This is a genomic window from Streptomyces sp. NPDC021100, assembly GCF_044333095.1.
Classification (GTDB): domain Bacteria; phylum Actinomycetota; class Actinomycetes; order Streptomycetales; family Streptomycetaceae; genus Streptomyces.
This window is the reverse complement of sequence record NZ_JBIRQH010000022.1, coordinates 1-24999: the sequence shown is the minus strand read 5'-3', so window position 1 is coordinate 24999 and position 24999 is coordinate 1. Positions and strand designations below refer to the sequence as shown.

Sequence of the window (24999 nt, the reverse complement as noted above, 5' to 3'; positions counted from 1 at the left end):
ACCTCAGGGGTGATATCGGATGCCGCACCAGGTGTCTAACGAAGAGAAGCTGCGGGACTACCTCAAGCGGGTGACCGCGGACCTGCAACAGGCCAAGCGCCGCCTGCGCCGCTACGAGGCCGGTGAGCGGGAGCCCGTCGCCGTCGTCGGAATGGCCTGCCGGTACCCCGGCGGCGTCCGTTCGCCGGAGGAACTGTGGGAGCTGGTCCGCGACGGCGTGGACGCGGTCTCCGGCTTCCCGGCGGACCGGGGCTGGGACCTGGAGCGGCTGTACGACCCGGACCCCGACCATCCGGGGACCTCGTACGTCCGCCACGGCGGCTTCCTGCACGACGCGGCCGAGTTCGACCCGGGGCTCTTCGGGATCCCGCCCCGCGAGGCGCTGGCCGTCGACCCCCAGCAGCGGCTCCTGCTGGAGACCTCGTGGGAGGCGTTCGAACGCGCCGGCCTCGACCCGAACGACTTGAAGGGCAGTGACACCGGCGTCTTCACCGGCGTCATGTACAACGACTACGCCTCTCGCCTGACCACCGTCCCCGAGGGCTTCGAGGGCCACCTCGGCAACGGCAGCGCGCCCAGCGTCGCCTCCGGCCGGCTGGCCTATACCTTCGGGCTGGAGGGGCCGGCGATCACGGTGGACACGGCGTGTTCGTCGTCTCTGGTGGCCGTGCATCTGGCGAGCGAGGCCCTACGGCGCGGGGAATGCTCGCTCGCGCTGGCCGGCGGCGTCACCGTGATGTCCACGCCCACCGGCTTCGTGGAGTTCAGCCGCCAGCGGGCGCTGTCCCCCGACGGCCGGTGCCGGGCGTTCGCGGCCGGCGCGGCGGGGACGGGGTGGGCGGAAGGCGTGGGAGTGCTGCTGCTGGCACGGCTGTCGTACGCGCGGCGGCTGGGATTGCCGGTCGTGGCGGTGGTGCGGGGTTCGGCGGTGAACCAGGACGGCGCGTCGAACGGGCTGACGGCGCCGAACGGCCCGTCGCAGCAGCGCGTCATCCGCCGGACGCTGGCCGTGGCGGGTCTCTCGCCGTCCGACGTGGACGTGGTGGAGGCGCACGGGACGGGGACGACGCTGGGTGATCCGATCGAGGCGGAGGCGCTGCTGGCGACTTACGGTCAGGAGCGTCCAGCCGAACGGCCTTTGTGGCTGGGGTCGTTGAAGTCGAACATCGGGCATGCTCAGGCGGCTGCCGGTGTGGGTGGTGTGATCAAGATGGTGATGGCGATGCGGCATGGGGTGTTGCCGCGGACGTTGCATGTGGAGGAGCCGTCGCCGCATGTGGATTGGTCGTCGGGTGCGGTGGAGTTGCTGAGCGAGGCGCGGGAGTGGCCCGAGCCGGAAGGGCGTCCGCGCCGGGCGGGGGTGTCGTCCTTCGGGATCAGCGGTACCAACGCGCATGTGATCGTGGAGGAAGCCCCGCCCGCCGAACAGCCACGAACCACCGGCGCGGGACCCTCCCTCGTGACCTGGGTGGTCTCCGGCGACACGCCGGCCGCCCTGCGGGACCAGGCCCGCAAGCTGCTGGCCGCGTCGGCCGGGGACGACGCGCCGCGCCCCCTCGACGTGGCGTACTCGCTGGCCACGACCCGGGCGGCCCTGACCCACCGGGCAGCCGTGACCGGCTCCACCCCGGCGGAGCTGAGGGACGGGCTCGCCGCCCTGGCGGACGACCGGCCCGCCCCGAACCTGGTCACCGGCACACCCGCCCCCGGCGAGCTCGCCTTCCTCTTCCCCGGCCAGGGGGCCCAGCGCCTGGGCATGGGACGGCGACTCCACCGGGACGAGCCGGTGTTCGCGGCGGCCTTCGACGAGACCGCCGGCCACTTCGACGCCTACCTCGAACGCCCGCTCAAGAAAGTCGTGTTCGGCTCTGACGCGGCACTGCTCGGCCACACGGCGTACACCCAGGCCGCGCTGTTCACCCTGGAAGTCGCCCTCTTCCGGCTGTTCGAACACCGAGGCGTACGCCCCGCCCGGCTGCTCGGGCACTCGGTGGGCGAGCTCGCGGCCGCGCACGTGGCGGGAGTCTTCTCCCTCGCGGACGCGTGCCGGCTGGTGGCGGCCCGGGGCCGGCTCATGGCGGACCTGCCGGAGGGCGGCGCCATGGTGGCGGTACGGGCCGACGAGGCGGAGGTGCGGACGTCGCTCGCCGAGACCGGCACGGCCGGCCGGGTGGACGTCGCGGCCGTCAACACCCCAAACTCCACAGTGGTCTCCGGAGACGAGGACGCCGTGGGGGAGATCACCCGATACTGGGCCGAGCGCGGCCGCAAGACCACGCCGCTGCGGGTCACCCGGGCCTTCCACTCGCCGCGCATGGACCCCATGCTGGCGGAATTCCGGACGGTGGCCGGGGAACTGACCTACCACCCCCCACGCATCGGCGTCGTATCCGACCTCACCGGGACCGACGCCACCGCCGACGACCTGTGCTCCCCCGACTACTGGGTCCGGCACGTCCGCGGCACCGTACGGTTCGCGGACGGAGTGCGGTGGCTCGCCGGGCGGGGCGTCCGCACGTTCCTGGAACTCGGCCCCGACGGCCTGCTCAGCGCCCTCGGGCAGGAGTGCCTGCCGCCGGGGACCGACGCCGCCTTCGTCCCGGCGCTCCGCAAGGACCGGCCCGACCCGGAGGCGTTCGCCACCGCCCTCGGCCGCCTGCACGTCAGAGGCGCGGGCCCGGACTGGCGGACGGTGTTCGACGGGACGGACGCCCGCCGCGCGGACCTGCCCACCTACGCCTTCCAGCGCGAACGCTACTGGCTCGACGCCACCGTCACCCTGCCGGAGGTCGCCGTCGGACCGGCCCCGGCGGCGGAGGCGTCCCCGCTGCGCGAACAACTCGCCGGACAGGCCGAGCCGGACCGCGAACGCGCACTCCTCGACCTCGTGCGCGGCCACGCGGCCGCGGTGCTCGGCCACGCCTCACCGGCGGCGATCGGCGCCGAACGCCCCTTCAACGAGCTCGGATTCGCCTCGCTCACCGCCGTCGAACTCCGCAACCGGCTCGCCGCCGCCACCGGTCTCGCGCTGCCGCCCACCGTGACGTTCGACCACCCGACACCGCTCGCCCTCGCCCGCCGGCTGCTGGCCGACGCCTTCGGCACCCACACCACGGCCGGCCCCGGCGCACCGGCCGCGGGCCGCCCGGACGAGCCCGTGGTGATCACCGGCATGGCCTGCCGGTTCCCCGGCGGTGTACGGTCCCCCGAAGAACTGTGGGAGCTGGTCGCCGAGGGACGGGACGCGATCTCCGGCTTCCCGGCGGACCGGGGCTGGGATCTTGGACGGCTGTACGATCCGGACCCCGCCCGCCCGGGCACGTCGTACGTCCGCCACGGCGGCTTCCTCGACGGCGCCACCCGCTTCGACGCGGACTTCTTCGGGATCTCGCCCCGCGAGGCCCAGGCCATGGACCCCCAGCAGCGGCAGCTCCTGGAGGTCTCCTGGGAGGCCCTGGAACGGTCCGGTACCGATCCGGCGTCCCTGCGCGGCGAGGCCGCCGGCGTGTTCATGGGGACCAGCGGACAGGACTACCCCGCGCTCTCCGCCCGGGCGCCCCGGGAGGTGACGGACGCCCTCGAAGGACACCTCCTCACCGGCAACGCGGCAAGCGTGCTGGCCGGACGCGTCGCCTACACCCTGGGCCTGGAAGGCCCGGCGGTGACCGTCGACACGGCGTGCTCGTCCTCGCTCGTCGCCCTGCACCTGGCCGTGCGGGCGCTCCAGTCGGGCGAGTGCGCCCGCGCCCTCGCCGGAGGGGTGGCCGTGATGTCCACCCCCGCCGGTTTCGTGGAGTTCAGCCGGCAGCGCGGACTGTCGCCCGACGGCCGGTGCCGCTCGTTCGCGGCCTCGGCGGACGGCACGGCCTGGGCGGAGGGCGTCGGCGTGCTCGTGCTGGAACGGCTGTCGGACGCGCGACGGCTCGGGCACCCGGTGCTGGCCGTGGTCCGGGGGTCCGCGGTGAACCAGGACGGCGCGTCGAGCGGACTCACCGCACCCAACGGCCCGGCACAGCAGCGGGTCATCCGCCAGGCGCTGGCCGCGGCCGGGATCCCCGCGACGGACGTGGACGCGGTGGAGGCGCACGGCACGGGGACGACGCTGGGCGACCCGATCGAGGCGCAGGCGCTGCTGGCCGTCTACGGACAGGGCCGGCCGTCCGAACGCCCGCTGTGGCTGGGCTCTTTGAAGTCGAACATCGGGCACGCGCAGGCGGCCGCGGGGGTCGGCGGCGTCATCAAGGCGGTCATGGCGATGCGGCACGGAACCCTGCCGCGGACCCTGCACGTGGACGAGGCGTCGCCGCACGTCGACTGGTCCTCGGGCGCGGTGGAACTGCTGACCGCGGCCCGGGAGTGGCCGGCGGCGGAGGACCGTCCGCGCCGGGCCGGCGTCTCGTCGTTCGGCATGAGCGGCACGAACGCCCACGTCGTCTTGGAGGAGGCGCCCGAGCCTGAGCCCGCGCTCGCGTCCGAGCCTGAGTATGGGATCGCGTCCGAGTCCGAGTGCGAGTCCGGTTCCGAGCCGGAAGCCGCTCCGTCCACCGGGGTCGTCCCCTGGGTCCTCTCCGCCCCGGACCGCGACGCGCTGCGGGAGCAGGCGCGCCGACTGCGCGCCCACCTCGACGACCGGGCGGAACTCGCCCCCAAGGACGTCGCCTTCTCCCTCGCGACCACCCGCGCCGCGCTCGCCCACCGGGCCGCGGTGACCGGCCGCGACCGCGCCGAGCTGCTGGCGGGCCTGGACGCGCTGCTCCGGGGCGCGACCGCCCCGAACACGGTCGAGGCCGCGGCGAGCGAGGGCAAGACCGCCTTTCTCTTCTCCGGGCAGGGCGCCCAGCGGGCCGGGAGGGGACGGGAACTCCACGCGGCCCACCCGGTGTTCGCGAAGGCGTTCGACGCGGTGTGCGACCTGGTGGACCTACCGCTGAAGGACGTCGTCTTCGGTGACGACCAAGAGCGGCTCGACCGGACCGAGTTCGCGCAGCCGGCGCTGTTCGCCATCGAGGTGGCGTTGTTCCGGCTGCTGGAGTCCTGGGGCGTGCGCCCGGACTTCGTGATGGGGCATTCGGTGGGGGAGCTGGCGGCGGCGCATGTGGCGGGTGTGCTGTCGCTGGAGGACGCGTGCCGGCTGGTGGCGGCGCGGGGCCGGCTGATGCAGGCGCTGCCCGCGGGTGGGGCGATGCTGGCGGTGGAGGCGTCGGAGGACGAGGTCCGCGCGTCCCTGGCCGAGTACGCCGGCGTGGACATCGCCGCCGTCAACGGCCCCTCGGCCGTCGTGGCGTCCGGTTCCGATGAGGCCGTCACGCTCCTCGCCGGCCACTGGCAGGAGCGGGGCCGGCGCACGAAGCGGCTCCGCGGCGGGCACGCCTTCCACTCGGCGCTGATGGAGCCCGTGCTCGACGACTTCCGGCGCGTGGCGGAGACCCTGGCCTACACCGCGCCGCGCGTCACCGTCGTCTCCGGAGCCACCGGCCGGCCCGCGGACCCGCGGGCCGTCGCGACACCGGAGTACTGGGTGCGGCACGTGCGCGACACGGTCCGCTTCCACGACGGCATGCGGTACCTCGCATCCCAGGAGGTCCGCACCTTCCTGGAACTCGGCCCCGACGGCGTGCTCAGCGCGATGGCCCGGGACTGCCTCGACCCGGCCTCCGCCGCCACCCCGCCCGTCCCCGCGCTGCGCCGGGGCCGCCCGGAGGAGGACAGCCTGTGCACGGCGCTGGCCACCCTGCACGTCCGGGGCGTCCGGATCGACTGGCCCGCCGTGTTCGAGGGCTCCGGGGCCCGCCGGGTGGACCTCCCGGCGTACGGATTCCGGGGCCGCCGCCACTGGCTCGACCCCGCCCCCACCGCGTCGGCCGCCACGCAGGCCACCGCCGACGGCGACGAGCCGTTCTGGGACGCCGTGGAACACGCGGACCGGCAGCGGCTGGGCACCCTGCTCGACCTGGACGGGGACCGACCGCTGAGCGAGGTGCTGCCCGCCCTGTCCGCCTGGCGCCGCACCCGGCGGGCGCGGGCCGAGGCGGACGCCCGCCGCTACCGGGTCGTCTGGCGGCCCGTCGACACGGAGGCCCCCGCACCGGACGCGCCGGACGCCGCCGCCGGCGGCACCTGGCTGCTCCTGGTACCCGCCGCGCTCACGGGCGCCCGGCCGGTCCTGGAGGTCGAACGAGCCCTGGACGAACGGGGGATACGGGTCCGCACCCTCGTGGTGGCCGCCCCGGAGGAGCTCACCGCTGAAATCACCGCCGGGATCACCGCCGAAGGCGAGGGCCCGTCCGGAGTGCTGTCCCTGCTCGCCCTCGACGAAGCTCCCGACGGGACACCGGCCGTCACCCGGGGCCTCCGGCTCACCCTCGCCCTGCTGGCGGCCCTGTCCGAGACACCCCCCGGAGCACCGCTCTGGTGCGCCACCCGAGGTGCCGTCCCGACCGGCCCCGGCGACCCGCCCGGCAGCCTCGCCCAGGCCCAACTCTGGGGGCTCGGACGCACCTTGGCGCTGGAACACCCCCGCGCCTGGGGCGGACTCGTCGACCTCCCCGAGCGCTGGGACGCCGCCGCCCGACGGGAACTCGCCACCGCGTTGACCGCGGGCCGCGGCGAGGACCAGGTGGCCGTCCGGCCCTCCGGGCTCCTCGCCCGCCGACTGGCCCGCGGCGGCCCGGAACCGCGGACGCCCGGGTGGGAGCCACGCGGCACGGTACTGATCACCGGCGGCACCGGTGCGCTCGGCTCCCATGTCGCCCGAGACCTGGCGCGGCGCGGCGCCGAGCGGCTGGTCCTCGTCGGCCGCCGGGGCCGGTCGGCACCCGGCGCCGCCGAACTGGCGGAGGAACTGACCGCCCTGGGCGCCGAGACCATCCTGGCCTCCTGTGACGTGACCGACCGCGCGGCGCTCGCCGGCCTCGTCGAGGATCTCCGGACGGCGGGCCCCCGTGTCACCGCCGTCTTCCACGCGGCCGGCGCCGCCGAGATGCCCGCCGCCCACACCGACCTCACCGGATACGAGGCCGTCGTGTCCGCCAAGACCACCGGCGCCCTGTACCTGGACGAGCTGTTCGCGGACGACTCCCTCGACGCGTTCGTCCTGTTCTCCTCCATCGCCGCGGTCTGGGGCAGCGGAGGCCAGGGAGCGTACGCCGCGGCCAACGCCTGCCTCGACGCCCTCGCCGAACGCCGCCGGTCGGCGGGCCGCCGCGCCACCTCCGTCGCCTGGGGACCGTGGGCGGACGGCGGCATGGCCGCCGGCGCCGAGGACCACCTGCGCCACCGCGGACTGACCTCCCTCGACCCGCGCCTGGCGCTCGACGCCCTGTGGGCCGCGGTCGCGACCGACGCCGCCTGCACGGTCGTCGCCGACGTGGACTGGGAGCGCTTCGCCCCCGGCTTCACCGCCCTGCGCCCGAGCCCGCTGATCGAAGACCTCCCGGAGGTCCGGCGGCGGGCGGAGCGCGCCCCTGCCCCTGCCCCGGCGGACGGGCGCGGACTGGCCGAACGTCTCGGCGCCGTCCCCGAACCCGACCGGGAGCAGGCCGTGCTGGAGCTGGTCCGGGAGCACGCGGCGGCCGCCCTGGGCCATGGCTCCGCCCGGTCCGTCGAGCCCGACCGGCCCTTCCGCGACCTGGGCTTCGACTCGCTCACCGCCGTCGAGTTCCGCGACCGGCTGGCCGGGGCCACCGGCCTGCCGCTCCCCTCGACCGTCGCCTTCGATCACCCGACGCCCCTCAGCCTCGCCCGCCACCTGCGGGCGGAGGCCCTCGACGGCTCGGGAGCGAGCCCGTCCGGCACCGGCTCCGCCCGGGTCACCGGCGACCGCGTACTCAGGACGCTGAGCGACCTGGAATCCGCGCTGTCCGCCCTTCCGGCGGACGATGCGGCCCGCACGAAGATCGCCGGGCGGCTGAGCCTGCTGGAGTCCGCCTGGAACGAGCGCCTGCGGCAGGAGCGGGACCAGCGGCCCCGGCCCGGACAGGAACCCGGGGAAGAGCGGGAAACCGCCGGCGGCGAACTCGCCGAGGCCACCGCCGACGACCTGTTCGAGCTCATTCACCAGGAGTTCGGCAAGGCCTGACCAGGCCGGAAAGCTCCGACCCACCGAGAGGTTGCGTACCGAGATGAAGTCCGCCGCCCCCACGAACGAAGACAAGCTCCTGGACCACCTCAAGTGGATGACCGCCGAGCTGCGCAAGACCCGGCAGCGGCTGCGGGAGGCCGAGTCCGCCGAGCCGGAGCCCGTCGCGATCGTCGCCATGGCGTGCCGCTACCCCGGCGGAGTCCGGTCCCCGGAGGACCTGTGGGAGCTGGTGGCCGGGGGACGGGACGCCATCTCCGGCTTCCCCGCCGACCGGGGCTGGGACCTGGAGGCGCTGTACTCCCCGGACCCGGAACAGCCCGGCACCTCGTACGTCCGCGAGGGCGGCTTCCTGGACACTGCCGCCGAGTTCGACGCGGAGTTCTTCGGCGTCAGCCCCCGCGAGGCGACGGCGATGGACCCGCAGCAGCGACTGCTCCTGGAGACCGCCTGGGAGGTCTTCGAGCGCGCCGGCATCGCCCCGACCCGGGTCCGCGGACTCCCCGTCGGCGTCTACCTCGGCACGAACGGCCAGGACTACAGCCCCCGTTCCCTGCCCGCCCCCGAGGAGCTGGAAGGCCACCTGCTCACCGGCACCGCGGCGAGCGTCGCCTCCGGCCGGGTCGCCTACACACTGGGCCTGGAGGGCCCGGCGGTGACGGTCGACACCGCCTGCTCATCGTCGCTGGTCGCTCTGCACCTCGCCTGCCACGCCCTCCGGCAGGGCGAATGCTCCATGGCCCTCGCGGGCGGCGCGACGATCCTCTCCGGACCCGGGCCGTTCGTGGAGTTCAGCCGGCAGCGGGGGCTGGCCGCCGACGGCCGGTGCAAGGCGTTCGCCGCCGGGGCCGACGGCACCGCCTGGGGCGAGGGGGTGGGGGTCCTGCTGCTGGAGCGGCTCTCCGACGCGCGGCGGCTGGGCCATCCCGTCATGGCGGTGGTGCGGGGTTCGGCGGTGAACCAGGACGGCGCGTCGAACGGGCTGACGGCGCCGAACGGTCCGTCGCAGCAGCGCGTCATCCGCGACGCCCTGGCCCACGCCCGGGTCCCGGCGGCCGGCGTGGACGTGGTGGAGGCGCACGGGACGGGGACGACGCTGGGCGACCCGATCGAAGCGCAGGCGCTGCTGGCCACCTACGGGAAGGACCGTCCCGCCGGACAGCCGCTGTGGCTGGGATCGCTGAAGTCGAACATCGGTCATACGGCGGCGGCCTCGGGCGTCGCCGGTGTGATCAAGATGGTGCTGGCGATGCGGCACGGGATGCTGCCGCGCACGCTGCACGTGGACGAGCCGACGCCGCATGTGGACTGGTCGTCGGGTGCGGTGGAGTTGCTGACCGAGGCGCGGGAGTGGCCCGAGCCGGAGGGCCGGCCGCGCCGGTCGGCAGTCTCGTCCTTCGGCATGAGCGGAACCAACGCCCACGTCGTGCTCGAGGAGGCTCCGGTTGAGGCGCTGCCCGAGCGCTCGGAGGACGGGGCTGCTGTGGCTTCCGGGGCTGCTGGTCGTGTGGTGCCGTGGGTGGTGTCGGCGCGGAGTGCTGAGGCGTTGCGGGAGTCTGCGGGGCGGTTGGTGTCGTGGGTGGAGGGTGCGGAGGGCCTGAGGGATGCGGTGGGTGTGGGGGATGTGGGGTGGTCGTTGGTGTCGTCGCGTGCGGTGCTGGAGCATCGTGCGGTGGCGGTGGGTGCGGAGCGGGGGGATTTGGTCGCGGGACTGCGGGAGTTGGCGTCGCGCGCCGATGGTGAGGTGGCGGTGCGGACCGGTGGCCGGGTGGTGTTCGTGTTTCCGGGTCAGGGTTCGCAGTGGGCGGGGATGGCGGTGGGGCTTCTTGATGAGGAGCCGGTGTTCGCCGCTCGGATTGCGGAGTGTGAGGCGGCGTTGGGGCCGTTTGTCGACTGGTCGTTGACGGGGGTGTTGCGGTCGGGGGTGGTGCCGGAGCGGGTGGATGTGGTGCAGCCGGTGCTGTGGGCGACCATGGTGTCGTTGGCGGCGTTGTGGGAGTCGTACGGGGTGCGTCCCGGGGCTGTGGTGGGGCATTCGCAGGGTGAGATTGCCGCTGCTTGTGTGGCGGGTGCCCTCTCGCTGGAGGATGGGGCGCGGGTTGTGGCGTTGCGTAGCCGTGCGTTGTTGGACATCGCCGGTGGTGGGGGCATGGTGTCGGTGGCGTTGGGGGCGGACGACGTGGTGCCGTTGCTGCCTGATGGTGTGGGGGTGGCGGCGTTCAACGGGCCGGTCTCGACGGTGGTGTCGGGGGACGACGAGGTGCTGGAGCGGTTCCTCGCCCGGTGCGCCGAACAGGGCATACGGGCTCGCCGGGTGGAGGTCGACTACGCCTCGCACTCGGCACACGTCGAGAGCCTGCGGGAGCGGCTGCTGTCCGAACTCGACGGCGTCTCTCCGCTGCCGTCGCGGGTGCCGTTCTTCTCGACGGTGACGGGGGAGTGGCTGGATGACACGTCGTCGATGGATGCGGCGTACTGGTACCGCAATCTGCGGGAGCCGGTGGGCTTCGCTTCGGCTGTCGCCGGTCTGCTGGGTGCGGGGCATGACGCGTTCGTGGAGGTGAGCGCGCATCCGGTGCTGGCGGTGGGGGTGCAGGAGTGCATTGATGCGGCGGGTGTGGATGCGGTGGTGGTGGGTTCGTTGCGGCGGGGTGAGGGGGGCCGGGAGCGGTTCCTGATGTCGTTGGGTGAGGCGTTCGTGCATGGTGTGGCGGTGGATTGGTCGCCGGCGTTCGAGGGGTCTGAGGTCCGCCGTGTCGACCTGCCCACCTACCCCTTCCAGGGCCGCCGTTACTGGCTGGATCCCCACCGGCCCACCACCATCCCAGCGACCCCGGCCGACGCGGCCGAATCCCGGTTCTGGGACGCGGTAGAACGGGCCGACGTCACCGGTCTGGCCATGACCCTCGACGCGGACGGAGAACTGGTCGGCGAGCTGCTGCCCGCGCTCTCCGCCTGGCGGCGCGACGCCCGCGAGCGGGCGCTGGTCGATTCCTGGCGCTACCGCGTCCGGTGGCAGCCGCGAACCACCCCGCCCGCCGGCCGGCTCTCCGGGCCCTGGCTGCTCGCCGTCCCGGTGGACCGTATGGCGGACCCGCTGGTGAACGCCGTCTCCACTGCCCTGACGGAGGCCGGCGCGACCGTCGTCCCGCTCCCGGTGACCTGCGCCGAAGCCGACCGCGACGGGCTGGCGACCGCCGTGGCGGCGGCCACCGGCACGGAACCGTCGCCGCCCCTCGCGGGCGTCCTCTCGCTGCTCGCTCTCGACGACACCCCGCACCCCGAACACCCCGCGCTGCCGAGCGGCGTGGCGGCGACCCTGGCGCTGACCCAGGCCCTGGACGCCCAAGCCCTGGACCCCCAGGCCCCGAGCGGACGGTCCGCGCCCCTCTGGCTCGTCACCCGGGGCGCCGTCACCACCGGGCCCGCCGACGCGCCGGCCGATCCCGTGCAGGCCCAGAGCTGGGGCCTCGGCCGGGTGATCGGACTGGAGCACCCCGAACGCTGGGGCGGCCTCGTGGACCTGCCCGTGGCGGAACCCGACCCCACCACCCGGCGGCGGTTCACCGCCGTTCTCGCGGCCGGCGACGACGAGGACCAAGCGGCCGTGCGCCCCTCGGGGACGTATGTGCCCAGGCTGGTCCGCGCCCCCCTCGGGTCGGCCGGCGCCTCCACACCCTGGACCCCGCGCGGCACCGTCTTCGTGACCGGCGGCACGGGCGCGCTCGGCGGACATGTCGCCCGCCGCCTCGCCAAGGACGGCGCCGAACACCTCGTCCTCGCCGGGAGGCGCGGCCCCGACGCCCCCGGCGCGGCCGAGCTGACCGCCGAGCTGACCGCGCTCGGCGCCCGGGTGACCGTCGTCGCCTGCGACCTGGCCGACCGTGACGCGGTGGCCCGGCTCCTGGCCGAGCACCCGCCCACAGCCGTCGTCCACACCGCGGGCACGGGCCAGCTCACACCGCTCGCCGCCACCACACCGGCCGAATTCGCCGCCGTGCTGGCGGCCAAGGCGGCCGGTGCGACCCACCTCGACGAACTCCTCGACCCCGCAGCCCTCGACGCCTTCGTTCTCTTCTCCTCCAACGCGGGCGTGTGGGGCAGCGCCGGCCAGGGCGCGTACGCGGCGGCCAACGCCCACCTCGACGCCCTGGCCCAACGGCGCCGGGCCAGGGGCGGCACCGCCACCTCGATCGCCTGGGGCGCCTGGGGCGGCTCCGGAATGGCCGCCACCGACGACGCGGGCGCGTACCTGCTCCTCCGGGGCATCCGCCCGATGGACCCCGAGCCGGCCCTCAGGGCCCTCGTCCAGGCGCTGGGCCACGACGAGACGACCCTGACCGTGGCCGACATCGACTGGGCGGCGTTCGTCCCCCGCTACACCGCCGCCCGCCCCCGGCCGTTCATCGGCGAGATACCGGACGTCAGGGAACACCTCGCCGACACCACCGCACCGGCGGACGACGACGAACCGGGCCGGCCGGCACTGCACCGGCGGCTCGCGGCCCTCACCCGCCCGGCCGAGCGGCGCGCCCTCCTGCTGCACATCGTCCGGGAGGAGGCCGCGGCCGCGCTGGGCCACCCCACCGGCTCCGGACAGGACGACATCCCGGCCGCACGCGCCTTCCGCGAACTGGGCTTCGACTCCCTCACCGCGGTACAACTGCGCAACCGGCTGAACAAAATCACCGGCCTGCGGCTGCCCTCGACCCTGGTCTACGACCACCCGAACGCCGAAGCCCTGGCCGGCTTCCTCCACCAGGAGCTGGCGGGCACACGGGGAACCGCGGGAACCGGGCCGGGCGCCGAGCAGGCAACCGTCGCCCTGGCCCTCGTCCCCACCGCCACCGCGCCGGACGACGACCCCATCGCGATCGTCGCGATGAGCTGCCGCTATCCCGGCGGCGCAGAATCCCCGGAAGGGCTCTGGCACGTCGTGGCCGAAGGCATCGACACGGTCACGACGTTCCCCACGGACCGTGGCTGGGACCTCGACACGCTCTACGACCCGGACCCCGACCGGCCCGGCACCTCCTACGTGCGCGAAGGCGCCTTCATCCCGGACGTGGGGCACTTCGACCCGGCCCTGTTCGGCATCAGCCCACGCGAAGCACTGGCCATGGACCCCCAGCAACGGCTGATGCTGGAGGCGTCCTGGGAAGCGTTCGAACGGGCCGGCATCGACCCGACCTCCCTCCGGTCCACCGCGACCGGCGTCTTCGTGGGAGCGTCCGCCCAGGGCTACGGATCCGGCACGCGGCAGGCGGCCGAAGGCGCCGAAGGCTACTACCTGACCGGCGGCGCCACGGCCGTCGTGTCCGGCCGGGTCGCGTACACCTTCGGCCTGGAGGGCCCGGCGGTGACGGTCGACACCGCCTGCTCGTCGTCCCTCGTCGCCCTGCACCTCGCCTGCCAGTCGCTGCGTCAGGGGGAGAGCCGGCTCGCGATCGCCGGCGGCGTGGCGGTCTCCGTCAGCCCCCTGGCCTTCGTCGAGTTCAGCCGGCAGCGTGGCCTCGCCCCCGACGGCCGGTGCAAGGCGTTCGCCGCCGCCGCCGACGGCACCGCCTGGGGCGAAGGCGTCGGCGTCCTGCTCCTCGAACGGCTCTCCGACGCCCGGCGCAACGGCCACCCGGTACTGGCCGTGGTACGGGGCTCGGCCGTCAACCAGGACGGTGCCAGCAATGGCCTCAGCGCCCCCAACGGCCCCTCCCAGCAGCGCGTGATCCGGCAGGCGCTGGCGGCGGCGGGGCTCTCCGCGTCGGACGTGGACGCGGTGGAGGCGCACGGAACGGGTACGACCCTGGGTGATCCGATCGAGGCCCAAGCCCTGTTGGCCACATACGGTCAGGGGCGCGAGGGCGACCGGCCGGTGTGGCTGGGCTCGGTGAAGTCGAACATCGGCCATACGGCGGCGGCCTCGGGCGTCGCCGGTGTGATCAAGATGGTGCTGGCGATGCGGCACGGGACGCTGCCACGCACCTTGCACGTGGACGAGCCGAGCCCGCACGTGGACTGGTCATCGGGCGCGGTGGAACTGCTGACCGAGGCCCGGGAGTGGCCGGCGACGGAGGAACGTCCGCGCCGCGCGGGAGTGTCGTCCTTCGGCGTCAGTGGCACCAATGCCCATGTCGTGCTGGAGGAGCCGCCGGTGAGCGAGGAGCCGCCCGGGAACGAGACAGCCGGAAGCGGGGCGCTCGGGAGCGAGCCGACCGGCGACGCCACCGCCGCGGACGCCGGGACGACACCGCCGCCCGTCGTGACGCTCCCGCTGTCCGCGGGCACCGAAACGGCCCTGCACGCCCAGGCGGCGCGCATCGGGGCCTTCCTCACCGAACACCCGGAAGCCGACCCGGCGGCGGTCGCGACCACCTTGGCGACCGCGCGGGCAGGTCTGGAACGACGAGCCGTGGTGATCGGCGGGTACGAGAACAGGGACCACCTGGTGAGCGGCCTGACGAGCCTGGCGCGCGGTGAGGCGTCGGCCTCCGTCGTGGTCGGGTCGGTGGTCGAGGGCGGTTGCGCGTTCTTGTTCTCGGGGCAGGGGGCGCAGCGCATCGGTATGGGCCGGGAGTTGTACGGGGCGTTTCCGGTATTTGCGGAGGCGTTCGACGCGGTGTGTGAGCGGATGGAGTTGCCGCTGAAGGATGTCGTGTTCGGTGATGATCAGGGGCGGCTCGACCGTACGGAGTTCGCGCAGCCGGCGTTGTTCGCTCTGGAAGTCGCGCTGTTCCGGTTGGTGGAGTCGTGGGGTGTGCGTCCGGATTTTGTGATGGGCCACTCCATAGGTGAGTTGGTGGCGGCGCATGTGGGGGGTGTGTTGTCGTTGGAGGATGCGTGTCGGTTGGTGGTGGCGCGGGGTCGGTTGATGCAGGCGTTGCCTGGTGGTGGGGCGATGGTGGCGGTGGAGGCGTCGGAGGCGGAGGTCCGCGAGTCCCTGGCCGGTGGTGTGGACGTCGCGGCGGTCAATGGTCCGTCATCCGTGGTGGTTTCGGGGGATGAGGCGTCGGTGGCGGCGCTGGCGTCGCTCTGGGAGGAGCGCGGGCGTCGGGTGAAGCGGCTTCGGGTGAGTCACGCCTTCCATTCGCCGTTGATGGAGCCGATGTTGGCGGAGTTCGGTGCGGTGGCCGAGTCGGTGACGTACGGCACCCCGGGCATCCCGGTGGTGTCGAACCTGACGGGCAGTGTCCACGAGGATTTCGACGCCGGGTATTGGGTGCGGCATGTGCGTGAGGCGGTCCGTTTCCACGACGGCGTGCAGGCCCTGCGCGCGCAGGGTGTGCGCACGTATTTGGAGCTCGGTCCGGACGGCACTCTTTCCGCCCTGGCTCAGGACGACGCCGCCACCGCCGTCCCCACCCTCCGCAAGGACCGCCCCGAACCCCTGGCTCTCGTGGGCGCCCTGGCGCACGCCTACGTACGCGGAACGCCGGTCGACTGGCCGGCCGTGCTGGGCGGGAAGCGGGCGATGGTCGCCGATCTGCCGACGTACCCGTTCCAACGGCGCCGCTTCTGGCTGGAGCCCGCCTCGTCCGCCGACGCCGCCGTGCCCGCCGGTCTCGACTCGGCCGGACACCCGCTGCTGTCCGCTGCCGTGCCGCTGGCCGACAGTGACACGGTGGTGCTGACCGGCCGGATCTCACGGCACGCCCAGCCATGGATGGCCGACCACGTCGTCCTCGGCGAGGTCCTCGTGCCCGGCGCGGCGCTCGTGGAACTCGCGCTCCGGGCCGGCGACGAGGCGGGGTGCGACCGGATCGAGGAGCTGACGCTGGAAGCGCCCTTGATGGTCCCCGACTCCGGTGGGACGCGGGTGCAAGTGGTGGTCGGTGGACCGGACGAGGCGGGGGCGCGGCCGGTGCAGGTGTTCTCCCGCGAGGACGACGCGCCGGCCGAGGCGTCCTGGATCCGTCACGCCACCGGAACCCTCACCACCGGCCGTGTACCCGAGCCCGCAGGCGGGCCGGGACCGTGGCCGCCCGCCGCGACCGAGTCGCTGACGGTGGACGGGCTGTACGACCGTCTGGCCGAACTCGGCTACGCATACGGCCCGTCGTTCCGCGGGCTCCACACCGCCTGGCGGCGCGGGGACGAGGTGTTCGCCGAGGTCCGCCTGCCCGAGGACGCCGACGTGGACGGCTTCGCTCTCCACCCGGCGCTCCTTGACGCCGCTCTGCACGCCATGGGCCTGACCGCCCTGGCGGAGCGGGACGAGACGCGTCTGCCGTTCTCCTGGCGCGGGGTGTCCGTGCACGCGACCGGTGCGACGGCCGTACGCGTCCACCTGGCCCCGACGGGGCCCGACACGGTGACGGTCCGGCTCACCGACGGCAGCGGCCGAGCCGTCGCCGAAGTCGAGTCGCTGGTGCTCCGGGCCGTGCCCGCCGACAGTCCGCGCACGCGGCGCGGTGGCGGCCGACGTCACTCCCTGCTGTCCGTCGAATGGACTCCCGGCAACCGTCCGGACACCCGGAGCGTGAGGTCTCTCGCCGTCGTCGGTGACGGATTGCCCCCGATGGCCGCGGGAACGGCGTCCGACTCGTACCCGGACATCGACTCGCTCGCCGCCGCCGTCGCTGCCGGGGCCCCGGCGCCCGACGCGGTCCTCGTGGCGCCGCCGGGCACGGACGGCGACGTACCCGACCGGGTCAGGGCCACCACCACGTGGGCCCTCGCAACGGTACAGAACTGGCTGGCAGCCGGTGCCGAACGGTCCACCCTGGTCTTCGTGATCGGGGAGGACATGGTGTCCTCCGCCGTCGAGGGGCTGGTCCGTTCCGCGCAGTCGGAGCACCCCGGACGGTTCGGTCTGCTGACGGTCGACGGCGGTTCGGCCTCATGGGCGGCGATAGCGGCCGCACTCGACACCGAGGTGCCGCACTCCGCCGTCAGGGACGGCGAGATCAGCACCCCACGCCTCGTCCGCACCACGACCGAGCCGGCCCTGAGCGTTCCGGTCCCCTCGCCCGCCTGGCACCTGGACGTCACGTCGCCGGGCACGGTCGACGCCCTGGCCCTCGTTCCCCACCCGACGGCCACACGCCCGCTCGCCGACGGAGAGGTACGGCTGGCGGTACGCGCTACGGGGGTCAACTTCCGCGATGTTCTGATGACCCTGGGCATGTACCCGGGCCGTACCGAACTCGGCAGCGAGGGCGCGGGAGTGGTGGTCGAAGTAGGTCCGGGGGTGGAGCGGTTCGCCCCCGGCGACCGGGTGTTCGGGATGTTCCCCGCATCAATGGGTTCGGTGGTGGTGGCGGATGCGCGGATGTTGGTGGGGGTGCCGGAGGGGTGGTCGTTCGCGCGGGCGGCTTCGGTGCCTGTGGTGTTCCTGACCGCGTATTACGGGTTGGTGGATCTGGCGTGCCTGGGTGCGGGTGAGTCGGTGTTGGTGCATGCGGCTGCTGGTGGTGTGGGGATGGCGGCGGTGCAGTTGGCCCGGCATTTGGGTGCGGAGGTGTGGGCTACGGCGAGTCCGGGGAAGTGGGATGTCCTGCGGGGGATGGGGATTCCCGACGAGCGCATCGCCTCCTCTCGGTCGTTGGAGTTCGGGGAGCGGTTCCTGGCGGCTACGGGTGGTCGTGGTGTGGATGTGGTGTTGAACTCGCTGGCTGGGGAGTTCGTGGACGCTTCGTTGCGGGTGTTGGCGCGCGGCGGCCGGTTCTTGGAGTTGGGCAAGACGGACGTGCGCGAGGGGGTTGCCGGCTATCGGGCGTATGACTTGATCGAGGCGGGTCCGCAGCGGATCGGCGAGATGCTGGCCGAGCTGGTGGCGCTGTTCGAGGGGGGTGTGCTTGAGCCGCTTCCGGTGACGGTGTGGGATGTGCGTCGGGCTCGGGAGGCGTTCCGCTATATGAGTCAGGCGCGGCATGTGGGCAAGGTCGTGCTGACCTTGCCCGCGCCGCTGGACCCGGGGGGTACGGTGCTGATCACGGGCGGCACGGGTGTGCTGGGTGCGTTGGTGGCCCGCCATTTGGTGACCGAGCATGGCGTACGTCGTCTTGTCCTCGTCAGCCGTCGCGGTCTCCAGGCGCCCGGCGCCGCGGAACTCGTGGAGGAGTTGTCGGTACTGGGGGCGGAGGACGTCACTGTCGAGGCGTGTGACGCGTCCGACCGTGAGGCCCTGGCGGCCGTGCTGGAGCACGTCCCCGGTCTGACGGCCGTGGTGCATGCGGCGGGTGTGCTGGACGATGGTCTCGTCGAGTCCTTGACGCCGGAGCGGTTGGAGGCGGTGCTGCGTCCGAAGGTGGACGCGGCGTGGAATCTGCACGAGCTGACCCTCGACCGTGACCTGTCGGCGTTCGTCCTCTTCTCGTCCGCCGCCGGCACCCTCGGCGGTCCCGGTCAGGCCAACTACGCCGCAGCCAACGCCTACTTGGACGCTCTGGCTCAGCACCGTCGCGCGGCCGGTCTGCCCGCCCACTCCCTCGCCTGGGGGTTCTGGGAGGAGCGCAGCGACATGACCGCGCACCTCGACGACGCCGACGTCCGGCGCATGAGCGGCTCGGGCGTGACGGGACTCTCCACGGAGGAGGGCCTCGCCCTGTTCGACGCGGCGCTCGCCGCCGAGCCGGCGCTGTCGCTCCCGGTCCGTCTGGACCCGGCCGCCCTGCGCCTCAGCGGTGACCTGTTGCCCCCGCTGCTGCGCGGCCTGGTGTCGGGGCCGGCCCGGCGGGCGCTCGCGGACGCCGGGGCCGCGAGCGTCGCCGATCGCCGGGCGGCCCTGGTCCAGCGGCTGACCGGGCTGACCTCAGGAGAGCGGTTCAGCATCCTGATGGACCTGGTGCGGGGCAACGTGGCGGCCGTGCTCGGGCACGGTTCCCCCGACGGCGTGCAGGCCAACAAGGCGTTCCAGGAGCTCGGTTTCGACTCCCTCACCGCCGTGGAGCTGCGCAACCGGCTCAACGCCGCCACCGGGCTGCGCCTTCCGGCCGGCCTGGTCTTCGACCACCCGACGCCCGGCGCGCTCGCCCGGCACCTCCTCGCCGAGTTGGTTCCGGACGGCGGCGCGGCGGACGGCACCCCGGACACCACCCACTCGGAGGGCACCGACGGGGACGAGCAGCGCGTCCGCCGGGCGCTGGCCGGCATTCCGCTGACGAGGCTCCGCGACGCGGGCCTGATGGACGCTCTCCTGGAACTCGCCGGCCTTCAGGCAGCCGCCGAAGGGTCCGACGCGGACGGGGAAGCCCCGGCGGACGCCGACCGGGAAGAGCGGATCGACGCCATGGACACCAAGGACCTCGTCCGTTTCGCCCTCCAGCAGAGCGAGTCCTGAGCCCGGCTCACGCCGCCCCTCCTCCCCACCCCCCGTGTCCACCTACCTCGTCCGCACCTCTGCCACCCGTCCGCCCGTACCGATGAGGCCCGACCCGCGGAGACCGTGATGACCACACCCACCAACGAACTCGTCGAGGCGCTCCGGGCGTCCGTCAAGGAAGTCGAGCGGCTCCGGCAGCAGAACCGGGACCTCGTCCAGGTGTCCCGCGAGCCCCTGGCCATCGTCGGTATGAGCTGCCGTTTCCCCGGCGGCGTCCGCTCGCCGGAGGACCTGTGGCGGCTCGTGGCCGCCGGGGGCGACGCGATGGGCCCGCTGCCGGACGACCGGGGCTGGGACCTGGACGCCCTCTACGACCCGGACCCCGACCGGCCGGGGACGAGCTATGTGCGCGAGGGCGGGTTCGTCCCCGACGTGGCCGAGTTCGACGCCGCGTTCTTCGGCATCAATCCGCGTGAGGCCCTCGCGATGGACCCGCAGCAGCGGCTGCTGCTGGAGACCTCCTGGGAGGCGTTCGAACGCGCCGGCATCGACCCCACGGCGCTCTCCGGCACTCGCACCGGGGTGTACGTGGGGGCGGCCCAATTGGGGTACGGATCGGGGTCGGCGCAGGTGGCCGAGGGCGCCGAGGGTGCCGAAGGGGTCGAGGGCTATCTGCTGACCGGGGGCGCGGCGAGTGTGGTCTCCGGCCGGGTCGCGTACGCGCTGGGCCTGGAGGGGCCTGCGGTGACGGTGGACACCGCGTGCTCGTCGTCCCTGGTGGCCCTGCATCTCGCCGGGCAGGCCCTGCGCCAGGGCGAGTGCTCGATGGCCTTGGTGGCCGGGGTGTCGGTGATGTCGGTGCCGACGATGTTCGTGGAGTTCAGCCGGCAGCGGGGGCTGGCCGCGGATGGTCGCTGCAAGGCGTTCGCCGCCGGCGCGGACGGTACGGCGTGGGGGGAGGGCGTCGGCGTCCTCGTCCTGGAGCGGTTGTCGGACGCGCAACGGCTGGGGCATCGGGTGCTGGCCGTGGTCCGTGGTTCGGCCGTCAATCAGGACGGCGCCAGCAACGGGCTGACGGCGCCCAACGGTCTTGCCCAGCAGCGGGTCATCCGGCAGGCGCTGGCCGCCGCCCAGGTGTCCGGGGATTCGGTGGACCTGCTGGAGGCGCACGGTACGGGCACGGCGCTGGGCGACCCGATCGAGGCGCAGGCGTTGCTGGCGACCTACGGCCAGGGGCGGCCGGCCGACCGGCCGCTGTGGCTCGGCACGGTGAAGTCCAACATCGGCCACACCCAGACGGCGGCGGGCGTCGCCGGAGTGATCAAGGCCGTGCTGGCGATGCGGCAGGGGGTACTGCCGCGCACCCTGCACGTGGCCGAACCGACGCCGCACGTGGACTGGGCATCCGGGGCGGTGGAACTGCTGACCGAGGCCCGGGAGTGGCCGGCGCCGGACGGGTGGCCCCGGCGGGCCGGTGTCTCGTCCTTCGGCATCAGCGGCACCAACGCCCACGTCATCGTCGAACAGGCACCGCCCGTGCTCCGGGCCGAGGATCCGCAGCCCGGCGGGGCGCCGTCGGCGGTGCTGCCGTGGGTGATCTCGGCCCGCGACGAGCGCGCCCTGCGGGCCCAGGCGCGGCGCCTCGGAACGTTCCTGGACGAGCGCCCCGAGCTGGGACCGGCCGACGTCGCCCTGTCGCTGTCGACTCTCCGTGCCGGTCTGGAGCGGCGGGCCGTCCTCTTCGCGGCGGACCGGGCGGAGGCCCGCAGCACCCTGGACGCCCTCGCGGCGGCCGGCGCGGAAGAGGCGGAGAGGACGGAAGGGACGGGAAGCGACGGGAGCGCCGTGACCGGCGCGGTCGTCGAGGGTGGCTGTGCCTTCCTCTTCTCGGGACAGGGGTCACAGCGCGCCGGTATGGGCCGGGAACTGTATGCCGCGTTCCCGGTGTTCGCGGAGGCGTTCGACGCGGTGTGTGAGCGGGTGGAGTTGCCGCTGAAGGATGTCGTCTTCGGCGACGACCAGGAGCGGCTCGATCGTACGGAGTTCGCGCAGCCGGCGTTGTTCGCCCTGGAAGTCGCGCTGTTCCGGTTGGTGGAGTCGTGGGGTGTGCGTCCGGATTTTGTGATGGGGCACTCTGTAGGTGAGTTGGTGGCGGCGCATGTGGCGGGTGTGTTGTCGTTGGAGGATGCGTGCCGGCTGGTGGTGGCGCGGGGCCGGTTGATGCAGGCGTTGCCTGCTGGTGGGGCGATGGTGGCGGTGGAGGCGTCGGAGGCGGAGGTGCGCGAATCCCTGACCGATGGCGTGGACATCGCGGCGGTCAACGGCCCGTCATCCTTGGTGATCTCGGGGGATGAGGGGTCGGTGGCGGCGCTGGCGTCGCTCTGGGAAGGGCGCGGCCGTCGGGTCAAGCAGCTCCGGGTGAGCCACGCCTTCCACTCCCCGCACATGGACGGAATGCTGGACGCGTTCCGCCGGGTCGCCCGGTCCGTGACGTACCACCCGCCGCGGATCGCGCTCGTCTCCGCGCTCACCGGCCGGATCGCGAGGGCCGACGAGCTCCGCACGGCCGACCACTGGGTCCGGCATGTCCGCGAGACCGTCCGTTTCCACGATGCCCTGCGGTGGCTGGACGCCCAGGGTGTCACCACCCACCTGGAACTCGGCCCGGCCGGGCCGCTGTCCGCCATGGGCCAGGAGTCGGTGTCCGGCCCCGCCGCGCTCATCCCGCTGCTGCGCCCCGGCCGGCGGGAGGACGCCTCGGTCCGTACGGCCGTCGCCGGCGCGTACGTACGCGGCGTCCCGGTCGACTGGACGGCGCAGTTGCCCGCCGGCGCCCGAACGGTGGACCTGCCCACCTACCCCTTCCGACGGCAGCGGTTCTGGCTGGCCGGCGGATCCGGCGGCGGCGACCCCACGGCGCTCGGCCTCCGCCCGGCCGGCCACCCGCTGCTGGGTGCCGCCGTCTCCCTGGCCGGCCAGGACGGGCTCGTGCTCACCGGCCGGCTCTCCTTGGCGGCACATCCCTGGCTGGCCGGGCACAAGGTCGGTACCGACGTGCTGGTGCCGGGCACCGCCTTCGCGGAGCTCGCCCACCGGGCCGCCGAGCTCACCGGTTGCGACCGGATCGACGAACTCGCCCTGGAAGTCCCCCTCGTCCTGCCGCCCGCCGGGACGGTCCGCCTGCAACTGACCGTCGGCGCGCCCGACGACCGGGGACGCCGACCCGTGGAGATCCACTCCCATCCGGGCGGGCAAGGTGACGACGAGGCCGCCACATGGACGCGGCACGCGGCCGGAACCCTCGCCACCGGGCCGGTGGAGCCCGGCTGCGCCTGGGCCGCCGCGTGGCCGCCGCCGGGCGCGGAACCGCTCGCCGCCGACGACCTGTACCCGCGCCTCGCGGACGCCGGCTTCCACTACGGGCCCGCGTTCCGCGGCGTGCGCGCGGCCTGGTCGAAGGACGGCGCCGTCTACGCGGAGATCGCCCTGCCGGACGAACACCGTGCCGAGGCCGAGCGGTACGGAATCCACCCCGGCCTGCTCGACGCCGCCCTGCACGCGGCCTCGTTGGGCTCGCTCTTCGCGGCCGCGGACCGGCCGCGGCTGCCGTTCCTGTGGAGCGGCGTCCGGCTCCACGCGGCCGGCGCCGACACCCTGCGGGTGCGGCTGGTGGCCCCCGCCCCCGACACGGTGTCGCTGGAGGCGGCGGACGGCACCGGCACACCCGTGCTGTCGGTGGAGTCGCTGCTGTTCCGCCCGGTGTCCGGCGAGCAGGCCGCGGGCGCCCGGGGCATCGCCCGCCGGTCCCTCTTCCGCGTGGAGTGGCGGCCGCTCACCACCGACGCGAACGCCGCCGGAGCCGGCGAGGGCCCCACCGTCGCGCTCTACGCCGACGTGTCGGCCGCCGGGTCGCCGCCGGACGTCGTGGTGCTGCCGTGCCCGCCCGCCCAGGGCGGTGCGCCCGCGAACGCCCACGCCACCACCGGCCGGACCCTGGCCGCACTGCGGACCTGGCTCTCCGACGAGCGTTTCGCGGACACCAGGCTGGTCGTACTGACGTGTGCGGCGGTGGCGGCGGCGGACGGGGAGCGCGCCGATCCGGCGGGCGCGGCCGTGTGGGGGCTCGTCAGGTCGGCCCAGTCCGAGCACCCAGGCCGGATCGTGCTGGCGGATCTCGACGCGCCCGCGTCGGCCGCAACCCTCGCACCCGCCCTCAACGGACACCTCGACGCACTCCTGGCCTCCGGAGAGCCCCAAGCGGCACTGCGCGACGGCACGTTGCTCGTCCCCCGCCTCCGGCGCGCACCCCTGCCGGAGCCCGCCGATGTGCCCCTCGGCGGAGAGGACACCGTACTGATTACGGGTGGGACGGGTGTGCTGGGTGCGTTGGTGGCCCGGCATCTGGTGACGGAGCACGGCGTGCGCCGTCTCGTTCTCGTCAGCCGTCGTGGTCTTCAGACGTCTGGTGCCGTGGAGTTGGTGGAGGAGTTGTCGGCGCTGGGGGCGGAGGGGGTCGTCGTCGAGGCGTGTGATGCGTCCGATCGTGGGGCCCTGGCGGCCGTGCTGGAGCGCGTACCGGATCTGACGGCCGTGGTGCATACGGCGGGTGTGCTGGACGATGGTCTCGTCGAGTCCTTGACGCCGGAGCGGTTGGAGGCGGTGCTGCGTCCGAAGGTGGACGCGGCGTGGAATCTGCACGAGCTGACCCTCGACCGTGACCTGTCGGCGTTCGTCCTCTTCTCGTCCGCCGCCGGCACCCTCGGCGGTCCCGGTCAGGCCAACTACGCCGCAGCCAACGCCTACTTGGACGCCTTGGCCCAGTACCGCCACGCCGCCGGTCTGCCCGCCCTCTCCCTCGCCTGGGGGCGCTGGGAGCAGAGCGGAGGCATGACCGGGCAGCTCTCCCGGGCGGACACCGACCGGATGGCCCGGGCGGGGATCGGCGCCCTCTCTCCCGAGGAGGGCCTTGCCCTGCTCGACGCCGGGCTCACCTTCGATGACGCCGTGCTGCTGCCCGCGCGGCTGGATACCGCCGCCCTGAGCAGGGACGCCGACCGGGTGCCCGCGCTGCTTTCCGACCTCGTTCGCCCCCGGGTCCGGCGCGCACGCCGTGGGCCGGACGGCGGCGCGGTCCGCGCCAGGCTGCTCGCCGTCCCCGCCGCCGAGCGGGGTGCGGCGCTGGTCGACTACGTCCGCGAGCAGGTGGCCACGGTGCTCGGCCACCGCTCCGCCGAGGCCGTCGATGTGGACGCCGCCTTCGGCGACCTGGGGTTCGACTCCCTCACCGGGGTCGAGCTGCGGAACCGGCTGAACGAGGCCACCGGCCTCCTGCTCCCGGCGACGCTGGTCTTCGACCACCCGACGCCCGCCTCGCTCGCCGACCGGCTCGGCACGGAGCTCTTCGGCGCACCGGAACCGTCGGCCCCGGTCGCGGTCGGTCCCACGGCTCCCGTGGACGAGCCGTTGGCGATCGTGGGCATGGGGTGTCGTTTCCCGGGCGGAGTGGATTCGCCGGAGGATTTGTGGGATCTGGTGGCGTCGGGTGGTGACGGGATTTCGGTGTTTCCGGCGGATCGTGGCTGGGATGTGGAATCCCTCTACGATCCCGATCCGGGCCGGTGGGGGAAGAGTTATGTCCGTGAGGGTGGATTCCTTTATGGGGCTG

At 74.0% G+C, this 24999-nt stretch carries 3 protein-coding genes; all 3 read left to right on the top strand.

What is annotated here, in order from left to right:
• The first annotated feature begins 31 nt into the window (after positions 1–31).
• On the top strand, positions 32–8077 hold the full coding sequence (locus ACH4PU_RS29815; RefSeq protein ID WP_398278743.1) for a type I polyketide synthase: 8046 nt from the start codon (positions 32–34) through the stop codon (positions 8075–8077).
• 31 nt (positions 8078–8108) lie between these two features.
• On the top strand, positions 8109–19352 hold the full coding sequence (locus ACH4PU_RS29810) for a type I polyketide synthase (protein WP_398278740.1): 11244 nt from the start codon (positions 8109–8111) through the stop codon (positions 19350–19352).
• A 105-nt stretch (positions 19353–19457) separates the two neighbouring features.
• On the top strand, positions 19458–24999 hold a 5542-nt coding region (locus ACH4PU_RS29805; RefSeq protein WP_398278737.1), incomplete at its 3' end, for an SDR family NAD(P)-dependent oxidoreductase.